Here is a 23,715-nt window from a genome sequence, read left to right as displayed (position 1 = left end):
AACAGAGGTGAAATTGATCCACGCAACAATGCCTACTCACAATGACGATATACACTTATATCTCCAAAAGTTTTTTAGCTTCATCATCTGCAATTAAAGCTTCAACAAACTCATCTAATTGTCCGTTTTTAACTACTTCGTCTATCTTATAAAGTGTTAAGTGTATTCTATGGTCGGATACTCTTCCCTGTGGGAAATTATAAGTACGTATCCGCTCCGAACGATCTCCTGAACCTACCTGCCCTCTTCTGCTATCGGCTCTTGCTTGTTCCTTTTTACGTCGTTCTTCTTCATAAATTCTAGCACGTAGAATTTTTAACGCCTTTGCTTTATTTTTATGCTGTGACTTCTCATCTTGCAAGGCTACGGTAATACCGGTAGGGATATGAGTTATACGTACTGCAGAATCGGTAGTATTAACGTGCTGTCCACCAGCCCCTGAAGCTCTATAAGTATCGATTCTTAAGTCTTTATCTTCAATTTTAATATCAACCTCTTCAGCCTCAGGAAGTACTGCAACCGTTGCTGCCGAAGTATGAATACGTCCTTGTGATTCCGTTTCCGGTACTCTCTGTACCCTATGAACGCCTGACTCAAATTTGAGCTTAGAAAATACATCTTTGCCTTTTATTGACGCCGATGCTTCTTTATAACCGCCTATTCCCGTATCGGAAATTGCTAATATCTCAAAACGCCATCCTTTTAACTCAGCATATCTTTGATACATATTAAAAAGTACGGCAGCAAAAAGTGCCGCTTCTTCTCCGCCGCTTCCTGCTCTAACTTCAATAATAGCACTTTTACTATCCGCATCATCTTTTGGTAATAAAGCAATTTTTACGGCTCTTTCAAGTTTTGGTAACGAATTTTCAAGAGTGTATATTTCGTCTTCAATCATTTCTAAAGTGGCATTATCAAGTCCCACTTCTAGCTTAAAATTATTTGCTTCTTCAAGCTCAGATTTAGCCTTATTATATTCTTTAATTTTTGCTACAACATCTTCAAGTTCTGCATATTCTTTAGATGCCTTAACAAACTCGTCTCCCATAATGCCGGAAGATAGTTTGTTGCCTAAATTTTCGTATTTGTCTAAAATTTTTGCTAAATTATCTGAAAAACGCATGTTATTTTATTGTGATTTGTTTATGGGTGAGATTTCAACTTTATTGCGAGAAGCAACTGAAAGTTGCAACGAAGCAATCTCAGGATATTTGACGAGATGGTCACGCAGCCAGCCTATGGCTGCTCGTAATGACGACTTATATCAACATCAAAACGGGACTCTCTATAAACTTTTTAAATGCTGCCAAGAACTCAGCACCGACTGCTCCGTCTACTACTCGGTGATCGGCAGAAAGAGTTACGTCCATAATTGTTGCTATAGTTATTTGATCATTCTTGACTATAGTACGTTTTGCAATAGCTCCGACGCCCATTATACAACTTTGCGGTGGGTTAATTATAGCATTGAAATTCTTAATACCGTACATACCGAGGTTAGAAATGGTAAACCCTCCGCCCTGAAATTCTTCAGGGGTTAATTTATTATCTTTTGCTTTCTTTATTAATGCTTTCATTTCACGAGATAGTTCTAGAATGTTTTTTTGATTGGCATTTTTAACTATCGGTGTAACAAGCCCGTTCTCAATCGCTACCGCTACTGAAATATCGACATTATTGTAATATCTAATTGCATCTTCTCCCCAGCTAGCATTGGCATTTGGCACTTCTTGTAAAGCTTTGGCTACTGCTAAAATAATAAAATCATTAACCGATATCCTTGTTGATTTATCTTCAGAAAAAGATTTATTAATGTCTTCTCTTATATCTAACAATTTATCGACATTACATTCTATAGATAAATAAAAATGTGGAACTGTTTGTTTAGATTCAAGCAGACGCTTGGCTATAATCTTGCGGATATTATTATTTGGTACTAAACGATATTCTTCAGGATTTCTGCTAACTATTTTATTATGAGCAGTGCTAGGAGTATATGATAAGATATCTTGTTTGACTATTCTACCGTGCGGACCGCTACCTTTCACGCTCTCAAATCTAATATTTCTCATTTTTGCAAGTCTTTTTGCAAGCGGTGAGGCGAATATTTTACTAGCATCATGTTTTATAACTGTTACCTGTTCTTCTACATTAGTTATATTCTCGTGGGGTTTCAGAAGATTAGCATCTGTTTTCGGTGACGGTGATACACTATTATTTTTTGCAATAAACGCATCAATGTCTGTTTTTTCTTCTCCCTCTTCACTTAACACGGCAATTAAAGAGTTAACAGGTACATTTTGACTATTTTGTGGGATAACTATTTTGGCAAGTATACCTTCGTCTACTGCTTCTACTTCCATCGTTGCTTTATCGGTTTCAATTTCAGCAATTACTTCTCCAGGATTAACTTTGTCCCCTTCTTTTTTTAACCACCTAGCTAGATTTCCTTCCGTCATAGTTGGAGATAAAGCAGGCATTAAAATTTTAATCGGCATAACTTATTTAGATTTGACTTTTTATTGTTGTTATTACACGTCATTGCGAGGAGAGGCCAAGCCTCGACGCGGCAACCTCATGAAACAGTAAAATTCCTGAGATTGCCACACTCTCTACGTTCACGCGCAATGACGATTTGAGTAGCTATTGCACCTTAATATCAGGGCTAACGATCATTATCATCTGTTTACCTTCCATTTTAGCATGCTGATCGATTTTAACGAGTCCTTCGAGCCCTACTTCTATACGTTTAAATAGTTCTTGACCGACCTCTTTATGAAGAATCTCTCGTCCCTTAAACCATAAAGAAATTTTTACTTTATCTCCGTCTTTTAAAAATTCTTTTATTTTTCTTAACTTAGTTTCAAAATCACCTATACTAATATTAGGTTTAAATTTCATTTCTTTAAGTACGATGATTTTTTGTTTTTTGCGTGCTTCATGCAAACGTTTTTTGCTTTCGTACTTAAACTTACCAAAATCTAGAATTTTACAGACAGGGGGTACAGCATTCGGTGATATCTCGACTAAGTCAAGACCGGCTCTTTCCGCCATATCTAATGCTTCTCTAATATTTACGACGCCGTGCATTTCGCCGTTTTCGCCTACTAAACGCACTTCTCTAGCTCTGATTTCTCTATTAGCCTTAGGAAAATTATTTTTAGAAATAAAATGTCTCCGTATTATGTTTATAAATAAATATATATTGGATTTAACTTATTTTATTTAAAATTACAAGTAAATAAAATATTTTATCTTTAATTTTATTTAGAAAGTTTTAAAAAAAATTGAAACTACAAGGCAAATTCCAAATATTAATAAACAGATTCGTGTTAATTTAGCTACTCTTGCCTGTATTTTCAAGTTTTTTAGGTCTATAGCATGCTTATGAGCTTGCTCTTGTTGTGCCATATGCATTAATTCCTGTAAAGTACCGGGATAAATACTCTCATACTCACTGATTAAATCAATTGGCGGTAATATATGTTCAAATTTTTTACGGTAAAAATTATTATCAGGTTCGTTTACACTAAAAGTCTTAGCATAACCTTTATTTAATCTATTATTTTTGTTAAAAAAACGTTTAGTCTCTTTCATATCCCTGTTTTATTTTTTGAAATGTATATAATATATTACTTTCAACTATTTTAAAATAATCAATTAATTGCGTTTCTTTTTTTTGCTGTTGTTTGGAGCTTTTCATATTTATTATATTCTGTAGCTCTGCATATACTAGTTTTATAAAACTTTGTTTCATTGATTATACTAAATTTATAAAATCTGTTTTTGGTATTAGCGGTTCGTCCCTAAAATTTATAGCATTATTAAATTTATTGCAACAGGTTATAAAATTTTTATCACATCCGGCAGTAATTTTTACTTCCTCGGCATCTTTAAAATAATCCGGTATAATATCCTCTAATATAATCAAATCACCGAAATTGCTTAGAACTTTACTGTTAAAACGATTTTGCTGAATATAATTTGACCGCCGTATAATAGCCGTTTTCCTCAAAAATACCTTCAATGATTATATGGTTTTGTGCGGAATCGTTAAATTCTGCTTCTTTTAAATCTAAACTGGACTTCGGTAAAAAAACTCTCTCTTCACTGTTTATAGCATGATCGCTATTTGTTAAGTTTAATTCCTCACCGCTAGCTCGCTTAATTTGAAAACAATAAACAAAATTCGTAAGCTTTGTAATTACCTCTTCAATCGCAATACTCATATAATCACCTCCACTAACTCTATGTTGTATAACGCTATAGAACCGTCATTACAATAAGAATATTCAAAACTATCTATACTAAATCTAACTGCTACGTCAAAAGTAAAATCAGCAGTTAAAATTACATCTTGACCTAAGGGACTTGGTAAGGTCACTATACCATCGTTGTAATCTACAATGCCCATAGTTCTTACATTATTAATGTATAGAATGACACTATTATTAACCGGTTTAGTGATAACTCGTTCGTAAGGAGCAATAGGATCGCCATATATCTTCCTTAGCTGAAATTTATTTAAATTACCGTCCCCTTTAGCAATAACTTCGTTAATTCCTTTATAATCTGCATAATTCCTAAATCTCAAAGCAAAATTACTTCCACATCTTGCTTTAAAAAAGCTATTAAATTGCTCAAATTCCGTACTGCTTAACCTTGCATTTTTGATTAAATATTTCTGACTCGTTAATTGCGAAAGGATCTTCACTATTTTGCTGTTGACATATTTCAATAGTTTTTACGTGAGTAACAACACTTGGTTTGAGAAATTTTTCATTAATATTGACTGACAATAAGGAGGTATTTATACATTGTTCATGCTTAAGTTCTCTTCCGACTAAGACCATAATATCTCTAAATTGTGTTATATTTATATTTTGAAGTTCCTAATTAGGCATTTTTTATTACTTCGTCATATAATTCTACTAAACCTTCACATGCGTTATTATTACCCGTAAATAGTGTACATTTAAAAGCTTTTTCAATTTTATAAAATCTTCCATTAATGTACGAATGTTATTAGAAGAAAGTTTTTTAAATTCGTTTAATGGCTCATATGCATTTGTTAAAAACGCTTGAGACAGATAACTTGGGTTGTTATTCTCTTGGGACATATATTTATTACCTTGTTAAATTGGAGCTTAAGTAGAAGTTAACAAAAATTAAATCTACAATTTAAATTTAGTAATATTTTTTGCTAAAAAAAAGTTCGGCATTGGAAAAAGAGATTATTTTTTTGGACGGTAGTTGCAATATTATTCTGCCGGTATTATCGATATCTTTAAAAAGACCGGTTACTATATCATTTTGATATTTAACGCTAATATTTTCATATAACTTATAAGCATGTTCTAACCATTTTTTTCTAATAAAAGGAAAACCGTTATTATGCCAAATTTGATAATATTCTTCAAAATTTTCTATTAATATCTCAAGTAAAGCGTGCGGTTCTATAGGTGGTAGATTTTCGCTTATTAAGCTAGTAGTAGGCTGGTCGATATTATCAGGGTGATAGCTAATATTAATGCCGATACCGATAATAAGGTAATAATTATTTTCTACTTTAACAGATTCAAGAAGTATACCGGCAATTTTCCGACTGTTAATTAATACATCATTGGGCCATTTTAGTTGTATAATGTTATTTTCGTTCCTTATGTCATTCCCGCTTTCGCGGGAATGACATAGAGAACTATAGGAGTGACATAAAGAGGTTATACTATCATAAACGCTAAGTGCCGTAACAAAAGATAATTGCGGCACTAATTCTAGCTCTTTATCAGGCTTTATTAGTAAACTTACATGTAAGTTACCTGACCTAGACTGCCAGTTTTTGCCGCTTCTACCACGTCCATTAGTTTGAGATTTGGCAAGTACTGCATAGTTTGAATCAACTTTAGCATTCTGAGCCATTTTCATAGCCTCAGAGTTTGTACTGTCTAGCTTGTCAAAAACAATTAGTTTAAATGTACCGATATTCATTTTTTTGAGTAGCCGTCATTGCGAGGAAAGGCGAGCTGTGTTGCATGGCTTGAAAAACCCGCTTGATGTCATTCCCACTTTCGCAGGAATGACATCAAAACACCTAACTCGCCCCCTACTGACATGACTTGTAGCTACACTATGTTTGCTTTGAATTTTTGGTGCTTCGCTTTTACTCTTAGTTATAAAGCTTTCTAAATCTTGTTTAGTAAATTTAAACTTAGCAATATTTTCATCAAAGGTTTTAGTTTTATCAAATCTTACATCTTTATTTTTATCTATTCCAAGTACCTCAATGAAACTATCTTTTATTTTACTTGAAGCAGCAGTATCATTTAAGGTATACAATAAAGCGTTCAATGAGTTTGTATCGGCTTTTAGTGTATTATTACGACTAGTTGCAGCAATAATTACATATTCTTTAAGCTTTTCATTTAATTCTTTTTCGTTTAATGCTCCGGTTTTACAAAATGATAATAACATCTTTGCTTTATCATCATGATTTTCAATAACTCCTTCTTGCCATTTAGAAGTATTATTTTCTTTTGACTGAATAAACATTTCTAACAATTTAGTGCCAAATGTTTTATGTAGATTTTTATTATCATAAACTTCATAAACATTATAGTAGAAATTTTTGATGGTCAAATATTTTATCTGCTTCTTTGCCAAGGTCATGATTATGCAAATGTTCTCTAGTGTGACAATATCCTTTAATATACAAATAATTAGAATATTTTTGTGTATCTTTGAAATCCAAAGTATCTATTCCGGTAGTATCTAAAAAACAGCAGTGTTTAAAGCATTTTCACGTAACTGTTCATTAGTTGCTCTTAGAGTTTCAGTATATTTAAATTTTCCTCCTACTTTTGCAAGTGTCTTAAATAATATATCAGCTAAAAACTTTACGATATCACTTGGGCTTTCAAATTTTTTTGCACTATATATAGCAATATTTGCATCAGCTTCCATACACGTACCAAAAGCCATAGCTAGAGTTCTACCTTGTTTTTTAGCTAAGGTAATCTCCTCCATATTATCAGTTATTGTTTTTGTATCAAATTCCAGTTCATTGCCTTTAAAATATTTTGTCGGTATATTATCTCTATATCTGCCGTTTATATATTTTTTACTGTCAATTTCTACCGACTTAAAAACAAGCGGTATAGAAGCAGAAGCACAGCAAGCTAAAGTAATTTTAACATTTGGCGTATCCAAGCTATTGAAAATAGTTAGTTCACTTGTCTCTTGCTGAGTTGCCATAATTACTAAATCTTTATACTGCACTGGATTGTATTTTCGCAGTAACGCTATATCCTTAAAATATATTTTACCGTCTTTTTGGTTGTATCTTTCTCTTAATTCATCAAGAGCTTTATCATCTTTAACATTTACTATATCTGATCTCTGTAAAAAATTTCCTATATTTTCTTTAATAACAAGTTCTAATAGAGCATATAAAGGTTTACCGTCTTTATTTAACTGTACTATATCCACAGAAAATCCTTTTTTTCCAAGTAAAGTTTGCAGATTTGTATTTTTAGAAATTTCTTCAAATCGCTCAGGCGGGTGTCCCAAGAGCTACCACTGTGGCAGTTATAGCACAAGCGGAAGAACCTGCTACCGCCTTGACATTATCTAAAATACCAGCTTTTTTGCTGTCTCATAAGCTCCGGAATATATTGCTCCCTTAGCTCCTCCTCCACTAAAAGCTATATATTCGATAGGAGCTTTCTGTGCTTGCTCTAACTCCTGCAATGTTTTTGTTTGATTGCTAGAAGATTGTTGAATTTTTTTAGGTCTTTTAACTCCTCTAATATATCAGATTGCTCATTAACTACAGGAGTTTGTGACTCTTGCTTCAGATTATTAATAATAGGATGTTTTCTTACCTTTATATCAGCCATAGTTTTATTTTATTAAGTTATCTTCTACAAACTTCCAGTTGATCATATGCTTAATAAATATGTCAACATAATCAGGTCGTTTGTTACGATAATCAATATAATAAGCATGTTCCCATACATCACATGCAAGAAGTGGCTTCATACCGTGTGCTATAGGTGTACCGGCATTAGCGGTTTTTATAATTTGTAACCTATTATCGTGATATACAAGCCATGCCCAGCCGCTACCGAATTGCCCTACTGCCTCTTGCTTAAAATGTTTACAAAACTCTTCAAAACTACCGAAATCTTTATTAATTTGTTCTAATATTTTACCGCTTGGCTTACCTCCGCCCTGCGGCTTTATTGAATGCCAAAAAAAGGTATGATTCCATATTTGGGCTGCGTTATTAAAAATAGCCGCATTTGAGTTTTGTGATGACCATTCTATTATTTCTTCTAAATCTTTTTTTTGTAATTCTTCTTTATCTTTGAGTAAATTGTTTAGATTTTGTACATAAGTATTATGATGCTTACCATGATGATAATCAAAAGTCTCGAGAGTAAAATGTGGTTTAAAACTTTCTTTCTCATAAGGTAAATCAGGTAAGATAAAAGGATATGAGGTTTGATTAGATTTGTTGCAATAGGTCATGTTATTTTCTCCTATGTTGGTTTTTATATATTTATAGCGAGAATCAATACGTCATTGCGAGGAAAAATTGAAAATTTTGACGAAGCACAATCTCAGGAGTCCTACTTTATGAGATTGCCACGCTCCTTGCAGTTGCTTGCAATGACGATTTAGTATCCACGCAGGCATGACATCATAGTAACTTATAAAAATCGGAAGCTAAATAAAGCGATCCGGTTATTATAATATTTGCTTTATTATCGCCGTTTATCTTCTTTATATCACTCATCGCTTCTTCGAGTGAGTTGCTTTCGCTAAAATCAATACCACTCTTTCTGCCTTCCAAATTTATTGTTTCTGCACTATGGCTTAGCGGTTCGGATAACACTTTAACGCCGTAACCTTTAATTGTCAAATCCTTAAAGTAAGAGCAAAATTGCTCAATATTCCTATTTTTAGTCATACCGAGTATTAAATATATCGATGATTTTAAATTATCACGCATCCAATTTGCCAAAACTTGAGCTCCGCCATTATTGTGAGCTACGTCTATCCAAATTTGCACATTATCACCTATTAATTTAGAATATTTCTTCGGTTCTATTTTTTCGATTCTAGCAGGCCAAATAGTATTTTGTAATCCTTTAGCAATAACCTCATTATTAATATTAAATTGTTTGTTAATAATGCTTATTAAGGCAATAACGCTTGCAGCATTTATTAATTGATGATCACCAAGTAGCGAAGGAGTCGGAAACTCATAGGTAAAATTTCGTGATGAATAAATAAATCCGTTGTCCGTCTTTTTAATACCGAAATCATATTCATAACAGAAACTCGGTACTTCTAACTCTTCAGCCTTGGCAAATAATGTTTCATAAACTTCCAAAACTTGCATACTTATAACGCAAGGAACGCAAGACTTCATAATACCAGCTTTCTCAACTGCTATTAGGGGTAATGTATTACCCAGCATATGCATATGATCATATGAAATAGGTGTAATTAAAGTAATTAATGGTTGTTCTACTATATTTGTTGCGTCTAACCGACCGCCTAGTCCCGTCTCTAAAATTAATATATCGGCTTTTGTTTTCTCAAATGCTAGAAACGCTGCTGCCGTAGTACCTTCAAAGAAGCTAGGTTCAATATTAAATTTTTCGCTTGCTACCCTCACCTGCTCACAAACCTGCCATAATTCATTATCCGAGATTTTCTCACCTGCTACTACGATTCGTTCATTAAATTCTAATAAATGAGGAGATGTATAGCAATGTACCTTATAACCGGCAAGCGTAAAGATGCTTTTAAGCATAGCACTACTTGAACCTTTACCGTTTGTACCTGCTATATGTATGACGGGAGGAAGCCTTAAATGAGCATTACCTAAGGCTTTTAAAAGTCTTGCTATATTTTCAAGATCATATTTAATGTTATTTTTCCAGGTCGGCACGGGAAAATGAGGCATTAGCATTGTTATTGATTTTTTTCATGAATGATAGAGTTATACCATATTTGTTGTCAACTTAAAGATCGATGCCATTCCTGCAAAGGTGGTGTTTTTGCATGGCTCGAAACAGGGTAAAGCGAGATAAATCAAGCTTTTAGAAAGCTTAAAAGTAGCGGATTCTCGCTTGCGCGGGAATGACATCGAAACTTTAGATCAACTGTTTTTAGGCAATACTGAAGTTCATCGAGTTTTTGGTTTTACTGCATTGATAAGTCCAATTAATAATACTGATTTAATTATTCCCGGTATTATAAAAGGTAATACGCCGCCGTAAAAGGCACCGCTTGCTCCTAAGAGTGTAGAGAGCCACATCCAGCCTAAACTCATAATAATTATATTACCGATCAAACATAAAGATATCTGATTTAACCATTGATTAGAAGTAAAAATTTTATCTTTTAAGCTAGCCATAACATATACGGCAATTACAAAACCTGCTAGATATCCTCCGGTAGGGCCGAATAATATTCGTAAACCGCTTGAAAATTCTCCAAACACAGGGATTCCCATTGCTCCAAGAGTTATGAAAGATAATATTGTTAAAGGTGCGGTAGTCTTATTATATGTAAGTCCGATGAATATTACTGCAACGGTTTGCAATGAAATAAATATAGGCTTTATAGGTATTACTATTTGTGAACAAATAGTAAGTAATGTCACTCCTAAAACTATTTCTATTGCTTGCCTTGTGGTTAACGGTAGTGAGATTGAATTAAGTTGCATAAAATTACCGCATGATTTATTTTTAAGTAATTACACTAAATAGAATTATATAATGTCCTTGTCAAGAATATAAAAATGAAAATAAAAATTTATAATGATCTAGGAGTTTCAAAAGAAAGTATTAAGCATTGCGTGCATACCTTAAGACTTTATGCTCCAAAGTATAACGTAGATTATATTACTGCACAAGAAATTATAGACGAAAAGTCGGTTCAAAACACCTTATTACTTATTTTACTCGGTGGAAGAGATTTATACTATGTACAAAAATTGCAAGGCAAAGGAAATGCTAATATAAAGAATTATATTAAAAACGGTGGTAATTTTCTTGGGATATGTGCAGGCAGTTACTACAGCGGTAACTATGTAGAATTTGCTAAAGGAACAAATATAGAGGTTATAAGTAAAAGAGAATTAAAGATTTTCAATGGAACGGTTAGAGGACCATTGCTTGCTCCTTATTATTACAACTCACATAAAGGAGCAAGAGCCGCTTATCTAAAAATAAATCCAACACTTAATTTAAATATTAAGGATTGTTATGCTTTTTATAATGGCGGTGGATATTTTATTGATGCAGAAAATACCAAAGATACTAAAATAATAGCAAGTTATGAGGATTCTCAGGCTGCAATAATAAAATGTACTTACGGCGACGGGACAGCTATTTTAAGTGGAGTTCATCTTGAATATGATCCTGCACTCATAAAAAATCAATCTCTTAATAATATTCATAAAATACTAAAAGCTCATGATACGGAAAGAATCAAATTATTAAATTATATATTAGACTTCTTCGGAAACGTGCTTATAGAGAGGAATTTGTAGGAAACACGCAGCACAACAGAACCACAGCGTACGTAGAAGTACGTGAGAGGATGCGAGCAGCGAATTGACGCACAAATTACCTCTAGAAGTAGAGTTTCCGAAGAAGTCTATTCAAAAATCTAAATCTGTATAATAGTTTGGAGGGGTAAAGCCAGGGATTCTATCTTGTAGTAATAACCTAAAAGCCGGTCTTGATTTAATTAGTGAATACCAATGTTTGATAAGCGTCCATTTATCCCAATAAATCTCACCGAAATAATCGAGTACCGATAAGTGACAACTTGCGGCAATATCAGCAATAGTTAGTGAATCCGATACAAGATAACTTCTTTTTTCTAGTAAAGAAGTTATATATTCTAAGTGATAATTTAAATTATTTTTTGCAACACGTAAAAACTCGGTTCGTGGGCTGCTCATTTTAGCAATTGATCGTATAACTTTTTCATCGATAATAATCTTAGTAACTTCACGATAAAATTTATCGTTAAACCAAAAGAATAATCGTCTAATTTCGCAACAAATATCAATATCTTCATCTAAAAAATTAAAATTCGGATATTTGCTATTAAGATATTCAACAAAAGGATAAATACCTACCACAAATAAGCCGTATGATTCTGCTAAAATAGGTAAAGTTCCGGCAGGATTTATTTTTAAGAAATCTTTATTGAATTGCCAATAATCTTCTTTAATCGTAGTAAATTCTATATCTAATGCTTTTAAGAAGACACGGGCTTGTCTTGAAAGAGGACAAATAGGATTATGATATAACTTTTTCATTAAATTGTGTTACAGTCCTAGTCATTCCGCGACTTGATCGCAGGATCTATCAATATTTGTTAAGCTATTTTCTAAGCTCCCGCGATCAAGTCGCGGGATGACAATAAGGTCTATAAGCCGGATTCTGTATGAATATTAATTCATTGCAGTTATTTATCTAGGATAAACGTTACCGTTTACCTCAAGCGATCTACCCGCATTACAAGCCGGCTAGAGATAACCCGGGAACTTGATAAGTTCTGTAACGCCTATTTGATCTTGCTCTTGGTGGGGTTTACCATGCGTAATTTGTTACCAACTTACCGGTACGCTCTTACCGTACCTTTTCACCCTTACCAAAAATACTCGATCAACTGCAAAAATTGGCTGCGTCATTTCACAAGTACTACGGTACTCACGTATTAAGTATACGCTCCGTTCCTCGTCTGGTGAACTCCTAGCTCTTTTTGAAGTTGATCTTCGTATTCATACTTGGCGGTGTATTTTCTGTGGTACTGTCCCTAAAGTAATAATACTCTGCCGGAGGTTAACCGGCACCATACCTCTATAGAGTCCGGACTTTCCTCGTGATCTATAGCTTTGCTATATTATCACGCAACTGCACGACCATTTAGAATTATGGTCAATTTTCTTAAATTAGTCAATAACATTTAGAATAAGTTCAATTAACTTATTAGGTTCTGTGAAGGTTTCTAATTGATTTGCTATTTTGAGATATTTTTTAGCGAAAATTAATAAGATTTTTTTTGAAAATTTGACTTTTGTACACAGAATATAATTAAATTAATAAGTATAATAACAAATTAAAATTTCAACTATTTTATTAAAGATATTCTTAATTTAACGTTGCTACTATTTTTTTCATACTGTATAAATATGTATTTAATGCTCCTAAACACATAAATTGTTAGCAAATTTTGATATATGATATGAAAAAATTAATTTATTATTTTGGCAGTAATGGTAGTGATGGAAACGCTAGAATGAAAAATATACTTGGTAACAAAGGTGCTGGTCTTGCCGAAATGTCCAACCTAAAACTACCTATTCCTGATGGTTTTACAATAACTACAGAGCTATGTAATTATTTTTATACCCACAATAATAACTTTCCTAAAAACTTTCAAAGCGACTTAAAAAAAGCTATCACTGAACTTGAAATAATTACCGGTAAAATTTTCGGCAGTACAAGCAATCCTTTATTGTTATCGGTGCGTTCGGGCTCTACGGTTTCAATGCCTGGAATGATGGATACTATCCTTAATCTTGGAATGAATAACGAAGTGTGTAATGCTCTTGCGGATTCCTGCGGTGATAAACGATTTGCTCTTGATAGTTACAAAAGATTTTTAGAAATGTACGGTTCAACGGTATTATCTATACCTAGTGATCTATTTGAACAAATTTACGAAAAGCACAAGATGCAAGCCGATATTCATAAAGATAGCGATATTACCGTAGAATTATTAGAAAAAATTATTGATGATTTCAAACGGTTGCATATTAAGTATACTAAGCAACTAATTAATGATCCTTATGAACAGTTAGAATCGGCAATTAAAGCGGTGCTACATTCTTGGATGAGTAATAGAGCGGTTATATATAGAAAAATCAATAATATTGCGGAGGATTGCGGTACGGCTATTAATATCCAAGCAATGGTTTTCGGTAATTTAGGTAAAACTTCAGCTACGGGAGTTGCTTTTACTAGATCACCTTCTACAGGAGAAAAAAAGCTCTTTGGAGAGTTTTTAATAAATGCTCAAGGTGAAGACATAGTATCGGGAACTAGAACACCTATGCCTATTATTGCAAATGATTCAAATTCTATGCAAGCAATGATGCCGGAAGTGTTTAAGGAGTTATCACAAATTGCACAAAAGCTTGAAGAACATTACTTAGATATGCAGGATATAGAATTCACTATAGAAAATAATAAGCTATATATTTTGCAAACACGTACTGCAAAAAGAACAGCCATCGCTGCTATTAATATTGCCGTACAAATGGTAGAAGAAAAGCTTATTTCTAAAGAACAAGCCTTAATGCGAATCGATCCGGAATCATTAAATCAATTATTACATACAAGAATTGATTACAGTAAGGGGCTTACTTCTATTGCTGAGGGGCTGCCTGCTTCTCCTGGGGCTGCAACAGGTATTGCAGTATTCTCACCTTATGATGCCGAAAAATTATCTCATCATCATAAAGTAATTTTAGTACGCCATGATACTAGTCCTGAGGATATTAACGGAATGCATGTTTCTTCAGGTATTTTAACTATTAGAGGGGGAATGACTTCACATGCTGCAGTTGTGGCAAGAGGTATGGGGAAGCCTTGTGTTTGCGGTACAAGTAATTTATCTATAGATGAGAAAAAACAAATATTAACAGCAGGCGACATAGTTATTAAACAAGGTGATATTATAACGATTGATGGAGGTAGCGGTAAAATCTTCTTAGGTGAAATGCCGTTAATTCAACCTACTTTCAGTGAGGAATCAAAATTAATTTTAGATTGGGCAGACGAGATTAGTAGCTTAAAAGTTCGTGCAAATGCTGAAACAGTTAACGATGCTTTAGTATCTGTAAAGTTTGGAGCTCAAGGTATAGGTTTATGTCGTAGCGAACATATGTTTTTTGATAAAAATAAAATTCCTTTAGTAAGAGACATGATTATTGCTCCTGATATAGAACGGAGAAAGCTTGCCGTGCAGAAATTATTACCTCTGCAAACTGAGGATTTTAAAGCTTTATTCAGAGTAATGAAAGATAAACCGGTAAATATTAGATTACTTGATCCGCCGTTACATGAGTTTTTACCTACCACCGAAGAAGATAAAAAGAATTTAGCCAATAGCTTAAATCTACCTTTATCCATGATTAATCAACGTCTTCATGCTATGCATGAAGTAAATCCTATGCTCGGTCACCGTGGATGTAGACTTGGTATATGTTCGCCAGAAATTTACCAAATGCAAATTGAAGCAATTTTTACAGCTATTTTTGAGCTACATAAAAAAGAACATATAGAATGCAACTTAGAATTAATGATTCCTTTAATTAGCAATGTAGGTGAAATACAAAAGCTTAAAATGGATATTTATGCGGTAATAGAGGAATTAGAGCAACGTTATAGCTATAAGTTTTCCTTTACGCTCGGTACTATGATAGAACTACCCAGGGCAGCACTCGGCAGTAAGAAAATAGCTAAGGAAGTTGACTATTTTAGTTTTGGTACTAATGATTTAACTCAGACTACATATGGAATTTCTAGAGATGATATTGCCTCTTTTCTTCCATATTATTTAGAAGAAAAGATTTTTGAATCCGATCCATTTACTACTCTCGATGAAGAAGGAGTAGGAGAATTAATTGAAATTGCTATAAAACGCGGAAAAAGCAGTAATGCTAATTTGAAACTCGGAGCTTGCGGAGAACATGCAGGGAACCCTGCCTCTATAGAATTTTTTCATAGAATGAATTTAAACTATGTTTCTTGTTCTCCATATCGTATCCCTATAGCAAGAATCGCCGCAGCACAAGCTAAAATTAAACACGGGTGATAAAGGCGTTGTTGCGAGCGGGTATTGGATACCCATAGTACCGGACATTTTCGTTCTATATCATTTCCGCGTGGCCTTGTTGCGTGAATCAATTTCACCTCTGTCACCCCGTGGCTTGACCACGGGATCCAGTTAAAAATACTAAAATTATTAGTATTTTTTATTGTTTTTTAGACCCCGTGGTTAAGCCACGGGGTGACACAGTGGGTTTTACCGGTTCACGCAATGACCAAAAAATTATTTACAATATTTACAAATTAATATGATCATAATACCAATATTAAGCATTTTTGGGTTTTCATCTTTTTTTGCCAAATATTTCAAAACAAAATTGACTTTCGCTATTCCCATAACAATCAGCATATTAGTACCGATTTTATATTGTTTTGCTATGTTAAAGCTATTACCGGCTACAACATATATATATTATTTCATCGGTATATTTTTAGCTTTCATGTCATTCCTGCATTTTATAGGCGTTGTTGTGGGGGGTGGCTCCGCTCCTGTCATCCCGCGACTTGATCGCGGGATCCAGTTAAAAATGTTTAGTATTTTTAAGTTATATTTTTGGATACCGTGGTCAAGCCACGGTATGACACCGCACGCATTTCTTGATCTACGCAATAATACCTCCTTCATGTCATTTCTGTGGAAGCAGGAATCTAGAAAAAATATAATTGAAATCATTGTATTTACTTTATTGATTCTTTTGTTTTTTCTTTATACCAGAGATGCATCGCTGCATTCTTATGATGATTTCTCACATTGGGGAATATTTACTAAAGAATTATTATATTTCGGTGTTTTTGAAAATCAGTCTTCGTTAACTTCCATTATTACTACTCATGCCCATTATCCAAGAGGAGCTGCCGTTTATCATTATTTTATGCTGCTACTTTCAGGTTATTCGGACGGTAACGTATTATTTGCTCATTTCTTATTACATTTAGCATTTCTAGCTCCTTTAGCTGCAAATAAGAAATTGTGGCAAACCGGAATGTTGTTTTCACTTTTACTTTGCGGCGTAGTATTATATACGACCGGAATTCGTTCAATATATAACGATAGTACTATTGGCTTAATGTTCGGAGCTATTTTTGCAATTTATATCCTTGCGGAAGACAAGAAAAAAGCATTATTGCTTATTTTACCTATTACGATATTACTTGCCTCTTTCCGAGAAATTGGAACATGGCTTGCTAGTTTTGCTTCGATAATTCTTATAGCTCATTATACAATTTTTTATAAAAAGCCTAAGAAATCAAGTGATTATATTACGTATCTGATTTTACTTACTTTACCTATTTTGTGTAATTTTATTTGGATGAGTTATTTTAAAAACACCCATGATTTTTTTGACAGATGCGAACATAGTTTTAGCAATTTAGTATATATTGCTGAAAATTTTAATGAACAGCATAGATCATTATTACTAAATTACGGTAAATTTCTCTTGTTATTCTTATTAAAAGAAGGAAGTTTAGTTGTATATACTATTTGTATAGCTGCATGGTACGGAATTCATAAATATAAACCGGATTTGCTGAAAGAATATAAATTTTTCCTGATAAGTACGTTTGCGTGTTTTATAATTTTTGCTTTGTGGCGGTTATATTTATATTTCTTTAACTTTAGTTATGAAGAGGCAATTAGAGGGGCATCGTTACTTAGATATCTTGGCTGTTATGTTATAGCTATCGGAATGATTGCAGCTTCGTATGTTAAAAATAGTATTTTCTTACACAAGCAAAGTAATAAAGAGTTATTTATATTCTTTCTGCTTCTTGCTGTTTCTACGTTTTCCGTAGTAAAAAATATACTAAGAATCAAACACTTAAACTTAGAACAAAAGAATTTTATCCAGCAAACAATAGAAGTGAAAAAGCTATTGGAGCAAGGCAATAAAATTGAATTTAACTTTAGCGGTAAGAAAGATAATTTACAATGTTATATATTAAATTATAATCTAGTACCGTATTTAGGTAAGAAATCCTTACAAGAATGCATAAAAGCTCCTAAAGAAGCGATTATAGAAACAAAGGAAGAAGCGGTATACGCTCCTTTTAAATAGAGTTGAGGATTTGTTGCACAGCTCCTATGTCATTCCTGTGTGGCCTTGTTGTGTAGATATTACCCAATCATTGCCAGCAGTTGTAGTACTTGCGTGGCAATCTCATAAAATAATAACAGACTTCTGAGATTGCTTCATCAATTGCTATGCAATTTCCGTAGCTCAGATTGGACAGCTGATTCACGCAACAACATCACGCGAGAATAACATAAAACCAATATAGATTTTAACAATTATGGATATAAAATATAATTTAGCTGCCGCTTACCGAATAATGGCGTATTTATCACTGGATGATCATACTTATACGCATCTATCCGCAAGACCTAAAAATGCCGTTTTTTACTATATTTATCCTTTTGGACTAAGATTTGAAGAAGTAACTACAGAGAATCTTTTAAAAGTTAGTTTAGACGGACAAATTTTAGAAGGAGAAGAATATCAATATAATAAAACCGGTTACTTTATTCATGGTAGTATTTATAAAACACGCCCTGATATTTCTGCTATTTTTCATTATCATACTCCTGCAGCTATTGCCGTTTCTGCTTTAAAATGCGGGCTTTTACCGATCAGTCAATGGGCATTACATTTTTACGACAGAATATCATATCATAATTATAATTCTCTAGTACTAGATGCCGACAAACAGAGTAGTAGACTTGTTACTGACCTTAAACAGAATTATGTTATGTTACTTCGTAATCACGGTGCTATTACCTGCGGAAAAACTATTCATGAAGCTATGTTTTATACTTACCATTTAGAACAAGCTTGTAAAACGCAATGCCTACTAAATTCTACAAAAGAACAAGAGCTTATAATCCCTTCCGTAGAAATATGTAAGCAGACGGTAAAAGACTTATTATCGTTTGAAGAAGATTTAGGCAAACGTGACTGGGCAGCTTGGCTACGACTTGTGAAGATGTGATCATAATACTACGACCCCAGCGGCTTTACTTGCTTGTTTTAAGGATTTATCAAGTGTTGCTATTGGTAACCCACAGCGTAATACTAGCTCTAAATAGCTAGCATCATAAAGTGTTAATCCATATTGTACGGCTAAATCCATTGTCTCAAACCATATATGTTCCAATGTTATTTGATCAATTTTGATGTAAAGATCCTTTAAAGTATAAATTGCTTGGTGACGTTGATTTGCAGTAAGACGTTTTGCACGCTCTGCACATAATAATACATTTCCAATCTCAAGCCCCCAAATAGCAGGGACAATTGCTCCTTCTGTTATGGTTTTATCTAGTATATCCAAGCTTGCTACTTCATCAGGCATAAGCCATGATAAAGCAATTGAAGAATCTAAAACAAAAGAGACCATTTTTTACTTCTTACCCTCATGTAGTATGTGAGGATACGAGTCTAGGCTTGATGTATAAATTACCTCTAGAAGCGCAGTTTGAGACAATGTCTAATGCCTACAACCGCTACCGTGAATATGTGGAGGATAGAGTTTTATATGCTTTAGCATCTTTTTAAGTAGTGTATCACGCTTAAGTTTTGATGAATAATCTAAGATTTGCCGTTTAAATAATCTATTTCATGCTGAATTACAGTTGCTAAAAAGCCTTCTGCTGCTAGTTCTTGCTTATTACCGTTATAATCAAGATATTTTACCTTGATTGCTTTTGATCGTGTAATAGATGCTTCAATGCCTGGAAACGATAAAGAATCCTCAATAAAAGTTTGTGTTTCTTCTGAAAAATAAGTTATGTCCGGATTAATAAAAACTATAGGCGATGATTTATTATTTTCATGTAGGTCAACTACCGCTATACGCTTTAATATTCCTACCATATTAGCACCCAAGCCCACTGCCCTTTCTATATGTAAATTCTGAAGCATTGTATCGACAATAGTACGAATATTATCATCAACAATGTCTATATATTCTGCTTGTTTTTTAAAAATATCGTTTGGTGCATAAACTATTTGATAGTAAGGTTTATCTTGATTCATTAATATACTCCGATAAATGAAGAGTGATTTTTGCATTGCTAAATAAAGATAGATATCGTTATTGCGAGCGAGCATTGTTGCGTAGACCGGTTTTCCCGTCATTACAAGGAAATTACAAAGTAATTGACTAAGCAATCCAGTAAAAAATTCTAATTTACAGAATTTTTTAATTATTTTCTAGATTGCCACGCAGCCTACGGCTGCTCACAATGATGACTCAGTGTCCATGCAACAACGCCTCCTTGCAATGGTGTAGCTTTTTCAAACCATCAATATTTATTTAGCAATGCCATTATTTCATTACGATAGCTGATAATATATTCTGATTATAAGGTTCTTGCAAATGATATGAGCGTCTTTTACTTGGATATTTTAACGGATTTGTGTAAGTATCTTCAGCAATATTTTTTATATCTTTGACGCCTGCTTCTTTAAGTTTTAACTCTACAAAAGCCGGTAAATCAAACATATAATGATTTTCTTTTATAGAGTTTATAAAAAACTGTTTATTGTTAATATCCTTACTTAAGAAAGCTTTATAATATTCATCATCAACTTCATATGAACTTTGAGCTATAGCAGGACCTATCACTGCTATTAAATTCTTTGCTCCTTTTTCTGTTATTTTAGTAACTATATTACTAATAATATTATTTATACTTCCTTTCCAACCTGCATGTGCCGCTCCGATTATTTTACCGTCGCCGCTTGCAAGTAATACCGGTACACAATCTGCTGATTGTACCGCTAATACTAAATTTTTCTTAGTTGTAATGCTGCCATCTGCTTCAGGTACGGCAATTATGGACTCGTCAGCATTAACAATTTGATTGCCATGTACTTGGTTTAAAATTAAAATATCTTGTGCTTTAAAATAAGTAGTAATAGATTTTTTGTTTTCAACTATTTCTGTTTCATTTATAGAGTTATTTTTTTTTATATATCTATGACTAGAATTATTGAATGTTTTATCAAAAATTTTATAATAAACTGATCCGTTTATTAATCCTTCCATGAAAATATCCCATATTAATTATAATAGTTTTATTAATACTTTATCCGGTCGTTTACAAAAAAATAAACAGCTAGAAAAAATAATAGCACAATTTCATCAAGACTATAACCTAATCCCTATTATTGGCGTAGAAATAGAGTTTTATTTAAGCCACAATATTGATATAGCTAAATTTGAAATACTTTCAAGAAAATACTTAGCTAGATTTAAAATTGCTAAAATAAAAAAAGAAAAAGGCAATAACCAATTTGAAATAGATCTCCCCCCTTCTGTAAACTTAATACAATATATAAAAAATATATTAGAGGTTAAAACTATTTTAAAAAAAATGGCACAGCAGTTAAACGGTTATATAGATTTTTCGCCTAAGCCGTTTTTGGATGATTATGGTAATAGTATGCATTTTCATATTAATTTTCATTCCGAGTTCAATGATTATTATATAATTTTAGCAGCACAAGGGCTATGTCACTATATGTTAGACACCCTACTCGCTTTTATGCCTACTACTCTAGATTATTCACGGATAAATAAAAAATTTATGGCTCCTACGCATATATCGTACGGTGGAAATAATAGAAGCGTAGCCGTACGAACTCCAAATGCTTTTCCCAAACGTTTAGAACATCGCTTATCTTCCCCCGAAACCGATCCATATATAGCAATTTTTACTATTTTAAAGTCAATATTGTTGGCTTTGAAATCTCCAAGTTCGCTCCAAACAATAGAAAAAATTTACGGAAATGCTTTCGATCCACAATATAATTTAACTCCATTACCGACATCATCTCAGGCGAGCTTTATGTTATTTAAACCGGATTTTTTTAAATAATTTGTATTTTGTTTACAAAACCTAAAAACTAAACAATAATTGTTTTTTACAACTAAAATAAAGGTTGATATAAAATATTAAATATAAAACTGCCGAAATTGTTTCAATTCAGTATTTTATTTTTCTGATGAAGTGCTTTAAGCTGCACTTCACTCTATATTTTCATAATTTTTCATTAGATAATTAAATTCCGCACCATAGATAAATATCATATTTATAATATAAAAGAATATTAATGTAACTATTATACTACCAAGTGAACCATACATTAGATTTAATTGATTATAGTAGACTATATAAGTTGAAAGCAAATAGCCGCTTATTATCCATAATATCACAGTTAATAAAGCCCCTGGAAATACATCAATAAAATTTAGTTTTACATTAGGTAATATATAATACAAAGATGAGGCACCTAAAAATAATAAAATTAAAATTAAAAAATATCTTATAAAATTTAAAATGATCTTATATTTTTCAATGGTCTCTAATATTATCGGAATTTTTGTAAATAATATTGGAATCACCACTAAAAGAAACATAGTAAAGGTAATCAAGGCACTAATTATAAGAAACTGTATAATACTAAGTAATCTTCTTCTTATATAAGGGGGTGGAGATTTTATTTGATATACACGATTTAAAATAGTCCTTAAACATTCTACAAAAGAAGAAGCAGTCCAAATACTGCCTACTATGGCAAGATTCATTAAACTTTGAGGAGGAGCACTTAGTAATTCGCGTATTCTTTTTTCTATTGATTCCATTGCTTGTTCTGGAAGACTCTCTAGAAAAATTTGTATAAAATTTTGACCAAGTTCTGAAGCTCCTAAAAAGCTTGTTAAAGCTAATAAGAATACTAGGAAAGGGAAAATAGATAAAAGTATCATGAATGACATATATCCCGAATGTTCAACGCCATCATCTTCTATTGTTCTAAATAAGGCTACGTAAAGACAATTACAAATTTTTCTCATTATAAAAGCTAAGTTGTTATTATTAATTTTATATTTAATCTTAAATAAGTTCGCTGTAAATAATTAATTTATAATTAAAATGAAACTATACTTTATTCTTGATTTGAAATATTAATATAGAAATGAAATTTTTTCCTTGCATTAATTTTATATTTTTCTATAATGCACCAAAAATTTTTTATAAATTGTTAATTTATGCTTCAGTAAATAAGTTTTTAAAACATAAGGTATTCATATTTTACAAATAATTTTAAAGTTCTGATGATATTTTTATTTGATAAGAAATAATTTTATTCTATTAATAATTATTTACCAAATGATTACAAAAAACTTAAAAAATGTTATTTTATAGTTGCTTATAATATTAATTTATGGTATCATTTCTACTTACACTTGGATAAGTTTAACGGTATTAAATTATTAATAACCACATGTTTTATAATAATATAGGATAATATCATTTTTGTTCAAAGAAAATTTTTAAATATAGATATAATTAGTAACCAAGGAGAGGATAATGGGTAGAAAAAACGATATTATACAAAAAATCGATAGTTTTATCGGCAAGAAAATTTATTCTTTAAGACTCGCTAAGGGGTTGTCTCGTCAACAACTGGCTGAAGTAATTGATGTTACGCATCAACAATTACAAAAATATGAAAAAGCAATTAATAGAATTTCTGTAGGAAGGCTAGTACTAATTGCAGAAGCTTTAGATAGGAATATTGATTATTTCTTTGAAGGTTTAGAAGAAGCTAATAAACCGCAGCCCGTACATACTCAACATCAACGTATGTGTATTGAAGTTTCAAGAAATTTTATGAAAATTAATAGCACAGAAGTACAACAAGCCGTTAATAATTTAGTAAAATGTTTAGCTGGAAAGAAAAACTAAAAACTAATGCATAACGGCAAGCTGCCATCCTTATTA

At 32.5% G+C, this 23,715-nt stretch carries 23 protein-coding genes, 1 other RNA gene and 3 pseudogenes; 8 read left to right on the top strand and 19 right to left on the bottom strand.

Annotation, left to right across the window (positions count from 1 at the left end):
- Nucleotides 1–55: 55 nt before the first annotated feature.
- The 12 genes and pseudogenes from prfA to RSA_RS03445 all read right to left on the bottom strand — a co-directional run bounded on the left by prfA (nucleotide 56) and on the right by RSA_RS03445 (nucleotide 10,741).
- A complete protein-coding gene (gene prfA, locus RSA_RS03500) occupies nucleotides 56–1,123 on the bottom strand; it encodes a peptide chain release factor 1 (protein ID WP_012150880.1) in 1,068 nt (355 codons plus the stop codon).
- A 136-nt stretch (nucleotides 1,124–1,259) separates the two neighbouring features.
- Nucleotides 1,260–2,498: a pyruvate dehydrogenase complex dihydrolipoamide acetyltransferase gene (locus tag RSA_RS03495; protein WP_014364751.1), complete on the bottom strand. Its 1,239-nt coding sequence runs from the start codon at nucleotides 2,496–2,498 to the stop codon at nucleotides 1,260–1,262.
- Between the two features lie 145 nt (nucleotides 2,499–2,643).
- On the bottom strand, nucleotides 2,644–3,204 hold the full coding sequence (gene infC, locus RSA_RS03490) for a translation initiation factor IF-3 (protein WP_080508225.1): 561 nt from the start codon (nucleotides 3,202–3,204) through the stop codon (nucleotides 2,644–2,646).
- 63 nt (nucleotides 3,205–3,267) lie between these two features.
- Entirely contained in the window at nucleotides 3,268–3,597 is a 330-nt protein-coding gene (locus tag RSA_RS03485; RefSeq protein WP_014362932.1) for a DUF2335 domain-containing protein, read from the bottom strand.
- Nucleotides 3,598–3,760: 163 nt separating this feature from the next.
- Nucleotides 3,761–3,931 carry a phage BR0599 family protein gene (locus tag RSA_RS07525; protein ID WP_014364750.1) on the bottom strand — a complete coding sequence of 57 codons (171 nt, stop codon included), beginning with the start codon at nucleotides 3,929–3,931 and terminating at the stop codon, nucleotides 3,761–3,763.
- 28 nt (nucleotides 3,932–3,959) lie between these two features.
- Entirely contained in the window at nucleotides 3,960–4,229 is a 270-nt protein-coding gene (locus RSA_RS03480; protein ID WP_014364749.1) for a baseplate hub domain-containing protein, read from the bottom strand.
- Nucleotides 4,226–4,714, bottom strand: coding sequence for a phage distal tail protein, Rcc01695 family (locus RSA_RS03475; RefSeq protein ID WP_014364748.1), 489 nt, complete (start codon nucleotides 4,712–4,714; stop codon nucleotides 4,226–4,228). Before RSA_RS03475 ends, RSA_RS03480 begins: the two co-directional genes overlap by 4 nt.
- A 473-nt stretch (nucleotides 4,715–5,187) precedes the next feature.
- Entirely contained in the window at nucleotides 5,188–5,988 is an 801-nt protein-coding gene (locus RSA_RS03470) for a biotin--[acetyl-CoA-carboxylase] ligase (protein ID WP_014364747.1), read from the bottom strand.
- A gap of 111 nt (nucleotides 5,989–6,099) precedes the next feature.
- Nucleotides 6,100–7,895, bottom strand: a pseudogene (locus RSA_RS10275) (patatin-like phospholipase family protein); the annotation flags it as partial.
- 4 nt (nucleotides 7,896–7,899) lie between these two features.
- Nucleotides 7,900–8,529: a superoxide dismutase gene (locus RSA_RS03455; protein ID WP_014364746.1), complete on the bottom strand. Its 630-nt coding sequence runs from the start codon at nucleotides 8,527–8,529 to the stop codon at nucleotides 7,900–7,902.
- Nucleotides 8,530–8,701: 172 nt separating this feature from the next.
- Nucleotides 8,702–9,982, bottom strand: coding sequence for a folylpolyglutamate synthase/dihydrofolate synthase family protein (locus RSA_RS03450; RefSeq protein ID WP_014364745.1), 1,281 nt, complete (start codon nucleotides 9,980–9,982; stop codon nucleotides 8,702–8,704).
- 216 nt (nucleotides 9,983–10,198) lie between these two features.
- Nucleotides 10,199–10,741: a biotin transporter BioY gene (locus RSA_RS03445; protein ID WP_014364744.1), complete on the bottom strand. Its 543-nt coding sequence runs from the start codon at nucleotides 10,739–10,741 to the stop codon at nucleotides 10,199–10,201.
- A 75-nt stretch (nucleotides 10,742–10,816) separates the two neighbouring features.
- Between RSA_RS03445 and RSA_RS03440 the strand changes: the two genes are divergently transcribed.
- Together RSA_RS03440 and RSA_RS10270 are read left to right on the top strand one after the other, a co-directional pair.
- Nucleotides 10,817–11,569, top strand: coding sequence for a BPL-N domain-containing protein (locus RSA_RS03440; RefSeq protein ID WP_014364743.1), 753 nt, complete (start codon nucleotides 10,817–10,819; stop codon nucleotides 11,567–11,569).
- A pseudogene (locus tag RSA_RS10270) lies at nucleotides 11,512–11,693 on the top strand (palindromic element RPE1 domain-containing protein); the annotation flags it as partial. The gene RSA_RS03440 and the pseudogene RSA_RS10270, both read left to right, overlap by 58 nt.
- Here RSA_RS10270 and RSA_RS03435 read toward each other — a convergent pair.
- A complete protein-coding gene (locus RSA_RS03435; RefSeq protein WP_012150865.1) occupies nucleotides 11,681–12,349 on the bottom strand; it encodes a glutathione S-transferase family protein in 669 nt (222 codons plus the stop codon). The pseudogene RSA_RS10270 and the gene RSA_RS03435 sit on opposite strands and share 13 nt — an antisense overlap.
- Nucleotides 12,350–12,446: 97 nt before the next feature.
- An RNA gene (gene rnpB / locus RSA_RS06860) (RNase P RNA component class A) lies at nucleotides 12,447–12,963 on the bottom strand.
- 315 nt (nucleotides 12,964–13,278) lie between these two features.
- On the opposite strand from rnpB, the gene ppdK reads away from it, so the two are divergent.
- Entirely contained in the window at nucleotides 13,279–15,915 is a 2,637-nt protein-coding gene (gene ppdK / locus RSA_RS03430) for a pyruvate, phosphate dikinase (protein WP_014364742.1), read from the top strand.
- A 237-nt stretch (nucleotides 15,916–16,152) separates the two neighbouring features.
- On the opposite strand, the gene RSA_RS10265 is transcribed toward ppdK, so the two are convergent.
- Nucleotides 16,153–16,278 (bottom strand): hypothetical protein, encoded by a 126-nt coding sequence (locus tag RSA_RS10265; protein WP_012150863.1) that lies wholly within the window; start codon nucleotides 16,276–16,278, stop codon nucleotides 16,153–16,155.
- A 28-nt stretch (nucleotides 16,279–16,306) separates the two neighbouring features.
- On the opposite strand from RSA_RS10265, the gene RSA_RS03425 reads away from it, so the two are divergent.
- Both RSA_RS03425 and RSA_RS03420 read left to right on the top strand, forming a co-directional pair.
- On the top strand, nucleotides 16,307–17,986 hold the full coding sequence (locus RSA_RS03425) for a hypothetical protein (protein ID WP_331270647.1): 1,680 nt from the start codon (nucleotides 16,307–16,309) through the stop codon (nucleotides 17,984–17,986).
- A gap of 235 nt (nucleotides 17,987–18,221) precedes the next feature.
- The gene (locus tag RSA_RS03420; protein ID WP_010977301.1) at nucleotides 18,222–18,917 is read left to right on the top strand and encodes a class II aldolase/adducin family protein; all 696 of its coding nucleotides are present in this window, start codon (nucleotides 18,222–18,224) and stop codon (nucleotides 18,915–18,917) included.
- Here RSA_RS03420 and RSA_RS03415 read toward each other — a convergent pair whose 3' ends face one another.
- Nucleotides 18,918–19,322, bottom strand: a complete 405-nt coding sequence (locus RSA_RS03415) for a type II toxin-antitoxin system VapC family toxin (RefSeq protein WP_004995653.1) — start codon at nucleotides 19,320–19,322, stop codon at nucleotides 18,918–18,920. It lies immediately after the preceding gene.
- On the opposite strand from RSA_RS03415, the gene RSA_RS10260 reads away from it, so the two are divergent.
- Nucleotides 19,295–19,480, top strand: a complete 186-nt coding sequence (locus RSA_RS10260) for a hypothetical protein (RefSeq protein WP_014364740.1) — start codon at nucleotides 19,295–19,297, stop codon at nucleotides 19,478–19,480. The genes RSA_RS03415 and RSA_RS10260 overlap by 28 nt on opposite strands.
- Here RSA_RS10260 and def read toward each other — a convergent pair.
- A pseudogene (gene def / locus RSA_RS03410) lies at nucleotides 19,413–19,960 on the bottom strand (peptide deformylase). The gene RSA_RS10260 and the pseudogene def sit on opposite strands and share 68 nt — an antisense overlap.
- A 292-nt stretch (nucleotides 19,961–20,252) precedes the next feature.
- Nucleotides 20,253–20,975, bottom strand: coding sequence for a peptidoglycan editing factor PgeF (gene pgeF / locus RSA_RS03405; protein ID WP_012150859.1), 723 nt, complete (start codon nucleotides 20,973–20,975; stop codon nucleotides 20,253–20,255).
- On the opposite strand from pgeF, the gene RSA_RS03400 reads away from it, so the two are divergent.
- Entirely contained in the window at nucleotides 20,974–21,807 is an 834-nt protein-coding gene (locus tag RSA_RS03400) for a glutamine synthetase family protein (RefSeq protein ID WP_012150858.1), read from the top strand. The two genes, pgeF and RSA_RS03400, sit on opposite strands and share 2 nt — an antisense overlap.
- Nucleotides 21,808–21,956: 149 nt before the next feature.
- Here the strand turns inward: RSA_RS03400 and RSA_RS03395 are convergent, their stop codons facing one another.
- Complete coding sequence (locus RSA_RS03395) at nucleotides 21,957–22,784, bottom strand: YihY/virulence factor BrkB family protein (RefSeq protein ID WP_012150857.1); 828 nt, start codon at nucleotides 22,782–22,784, stop codon at nucleotides 21,957–21,959.
- 517 nt (nucleotides 22,785–23,301) lie between these two features.
- Between RSA_RS03395 and RSA_RS03390 the strand changes: the two genes are divergently transcribed.
- A complete protein-coding gene (locus tag RSA_RS03390; protein ID WP_014364738.1) occupies nucleotides 23,302–23,679 on the top strand; it encodes a helix-turn-helix domain-containing protein in 378 nt (125 codons plus the stop codon).
- The last annotated feature ends 36 nt before the right edge of the window (nucleotides 23,680–23,715 follow it).

It is taken from the genome of Rickettsia philipii str. 364D, from assembly GCF_000283995.1.
Classification (GTDB): domain Bacteria; phylum Pseudomonadota; class Alphaproteobacteria; order Rickettsiales; family Rickettsiaceae; genus Rickettsia; species Rickettsia rickettsii.
The sequence above is the reverse complement of the archived record's forward strand: the minus strand, read 5'-3'. Positions and strand labels throughout refer to the sequence as shown.

Coding starts and splice junctions, on each gene's coding strand:
- RSA_RS03440 (WP_014364743.1), top strand. CDS start 10,817: ATGAAAATAAAAATTTATAATGATCTAGGAGTTTCAAAAGAAAGTATT.
- RSA_RS03425 (WP_331270647.1), top strand. CDS start 16,307: ATGTTAAAGCTATTACCGGCTACAACATATATATATTATTTCATCGGT.
- RSA_RS03415 (WP_004995653.1), bottom strand. CDS start 19,322: ATGGTCTCTTTTGTTTTAGATTCTTCAATTGCTTTATCATGGCTTATG.
- RSA_RS03445 (WP_014364744.1), bottom strand. CDS start 10,741: ATGCAACTTAATTCAATCTCACTACCGTTAACCACAAGGCAAGCAATA.
- RSA_RS03485 (WP_014362932.1), bottom strand. CDS start 3,597: ATGAAAGAGACTAAACGTTTTTTTAACAAAAATAATAGATTAAATAAA.
- pgeF (WP_012150859.1), bottom strand. CDS start 20,975: ATGGAAGGATTAATAAACGGATCAGTTTATTATAAAATTTTTGATAAA.
- RSA_RS03455 (WP_014364746.1), bottom strand. CDS start 8,529: ATGACCTATTGCAACAAATCTAATCAAACCTCATATCCTTTTATCTTA.
- RSA_RS03480 (WP_014364749.1), bottom strand. CDS start 4,229: ATGAGTATTGCGATTGAAGAGGTAATTACAAAGCTTACGAATTTTGTT.
- RSA_RS03390 (WP_014364738.1), top strand. CDS start 23,302: ATGGGTAGAAAAAACGATATTATACAAAAAATCGATAGTTTTATCGGC.
- RSA_RS03420 (WP_010977301.1), top strand. CDS start 18,222: ATGGATATAAAATATAATTTAGCTGCCGCTTACCGAATAATGGCGTAT.
- RSA_RS03470 (WP_014364747.1), bottom strand. CDS start 5,988: ATGAATATCGGTACATTTAAACTAATTGTTTTTGACAAGCTAGACAGT.
- RSA_RS03450 (WP_014364745.1), bottom strand. CDS start 9,982: ATGCTAATGCCTCATTTTCCCGTGCCGACCTGGAAAAATAACATTAAA.
- ppdK (WP_014364742.1), top strand. CDS start 13,279: ATGAAAAAATTAATTTATTATTTTGGCAGTAATGGTAGTGATGGAAAC.
- RSA_RS10265 (WP_012150863.1), bottom strand. CDS start 16,278: ATGCTGATTGTTATGGGAATAGCGAAAGTCAATTTTGTTTTGAAATAT.
- RSA_RS03395 (WP_012150857.1), bottom strand. CDS start 22,784: ATGAGAAAAATTTGTAATTGTCTTTACGTAGCCTTATTTAGAACAATA.
- RSA_RS03495 (WP_014364751.1), bottom strand. CDS start 2,498: ATGCCGATTAAAATTTTAATGCCTGCTTTATCTCCAACTATGACGGAA.
- RSA_RS03435 (WP_012150865.1), bottom strand. CDS start 12,349: ATGAAAAAGTTATATCATAATCCTATTTGTCCTCTTTCAAGACAAGCC.
- RSA_RS03400 (WP_012150858.1), top strand. CDS start 20,974: ATGAAAATATCCCATATTAATTATAATAGTTTTATTAATACTTTATCC.
- prfA (WP_012150880.1), bottom strand. CDS start 1,123: ATGCGTTTTTCAGATAATTTAGCAAAAATTTTAGACAAATACGAAAAT.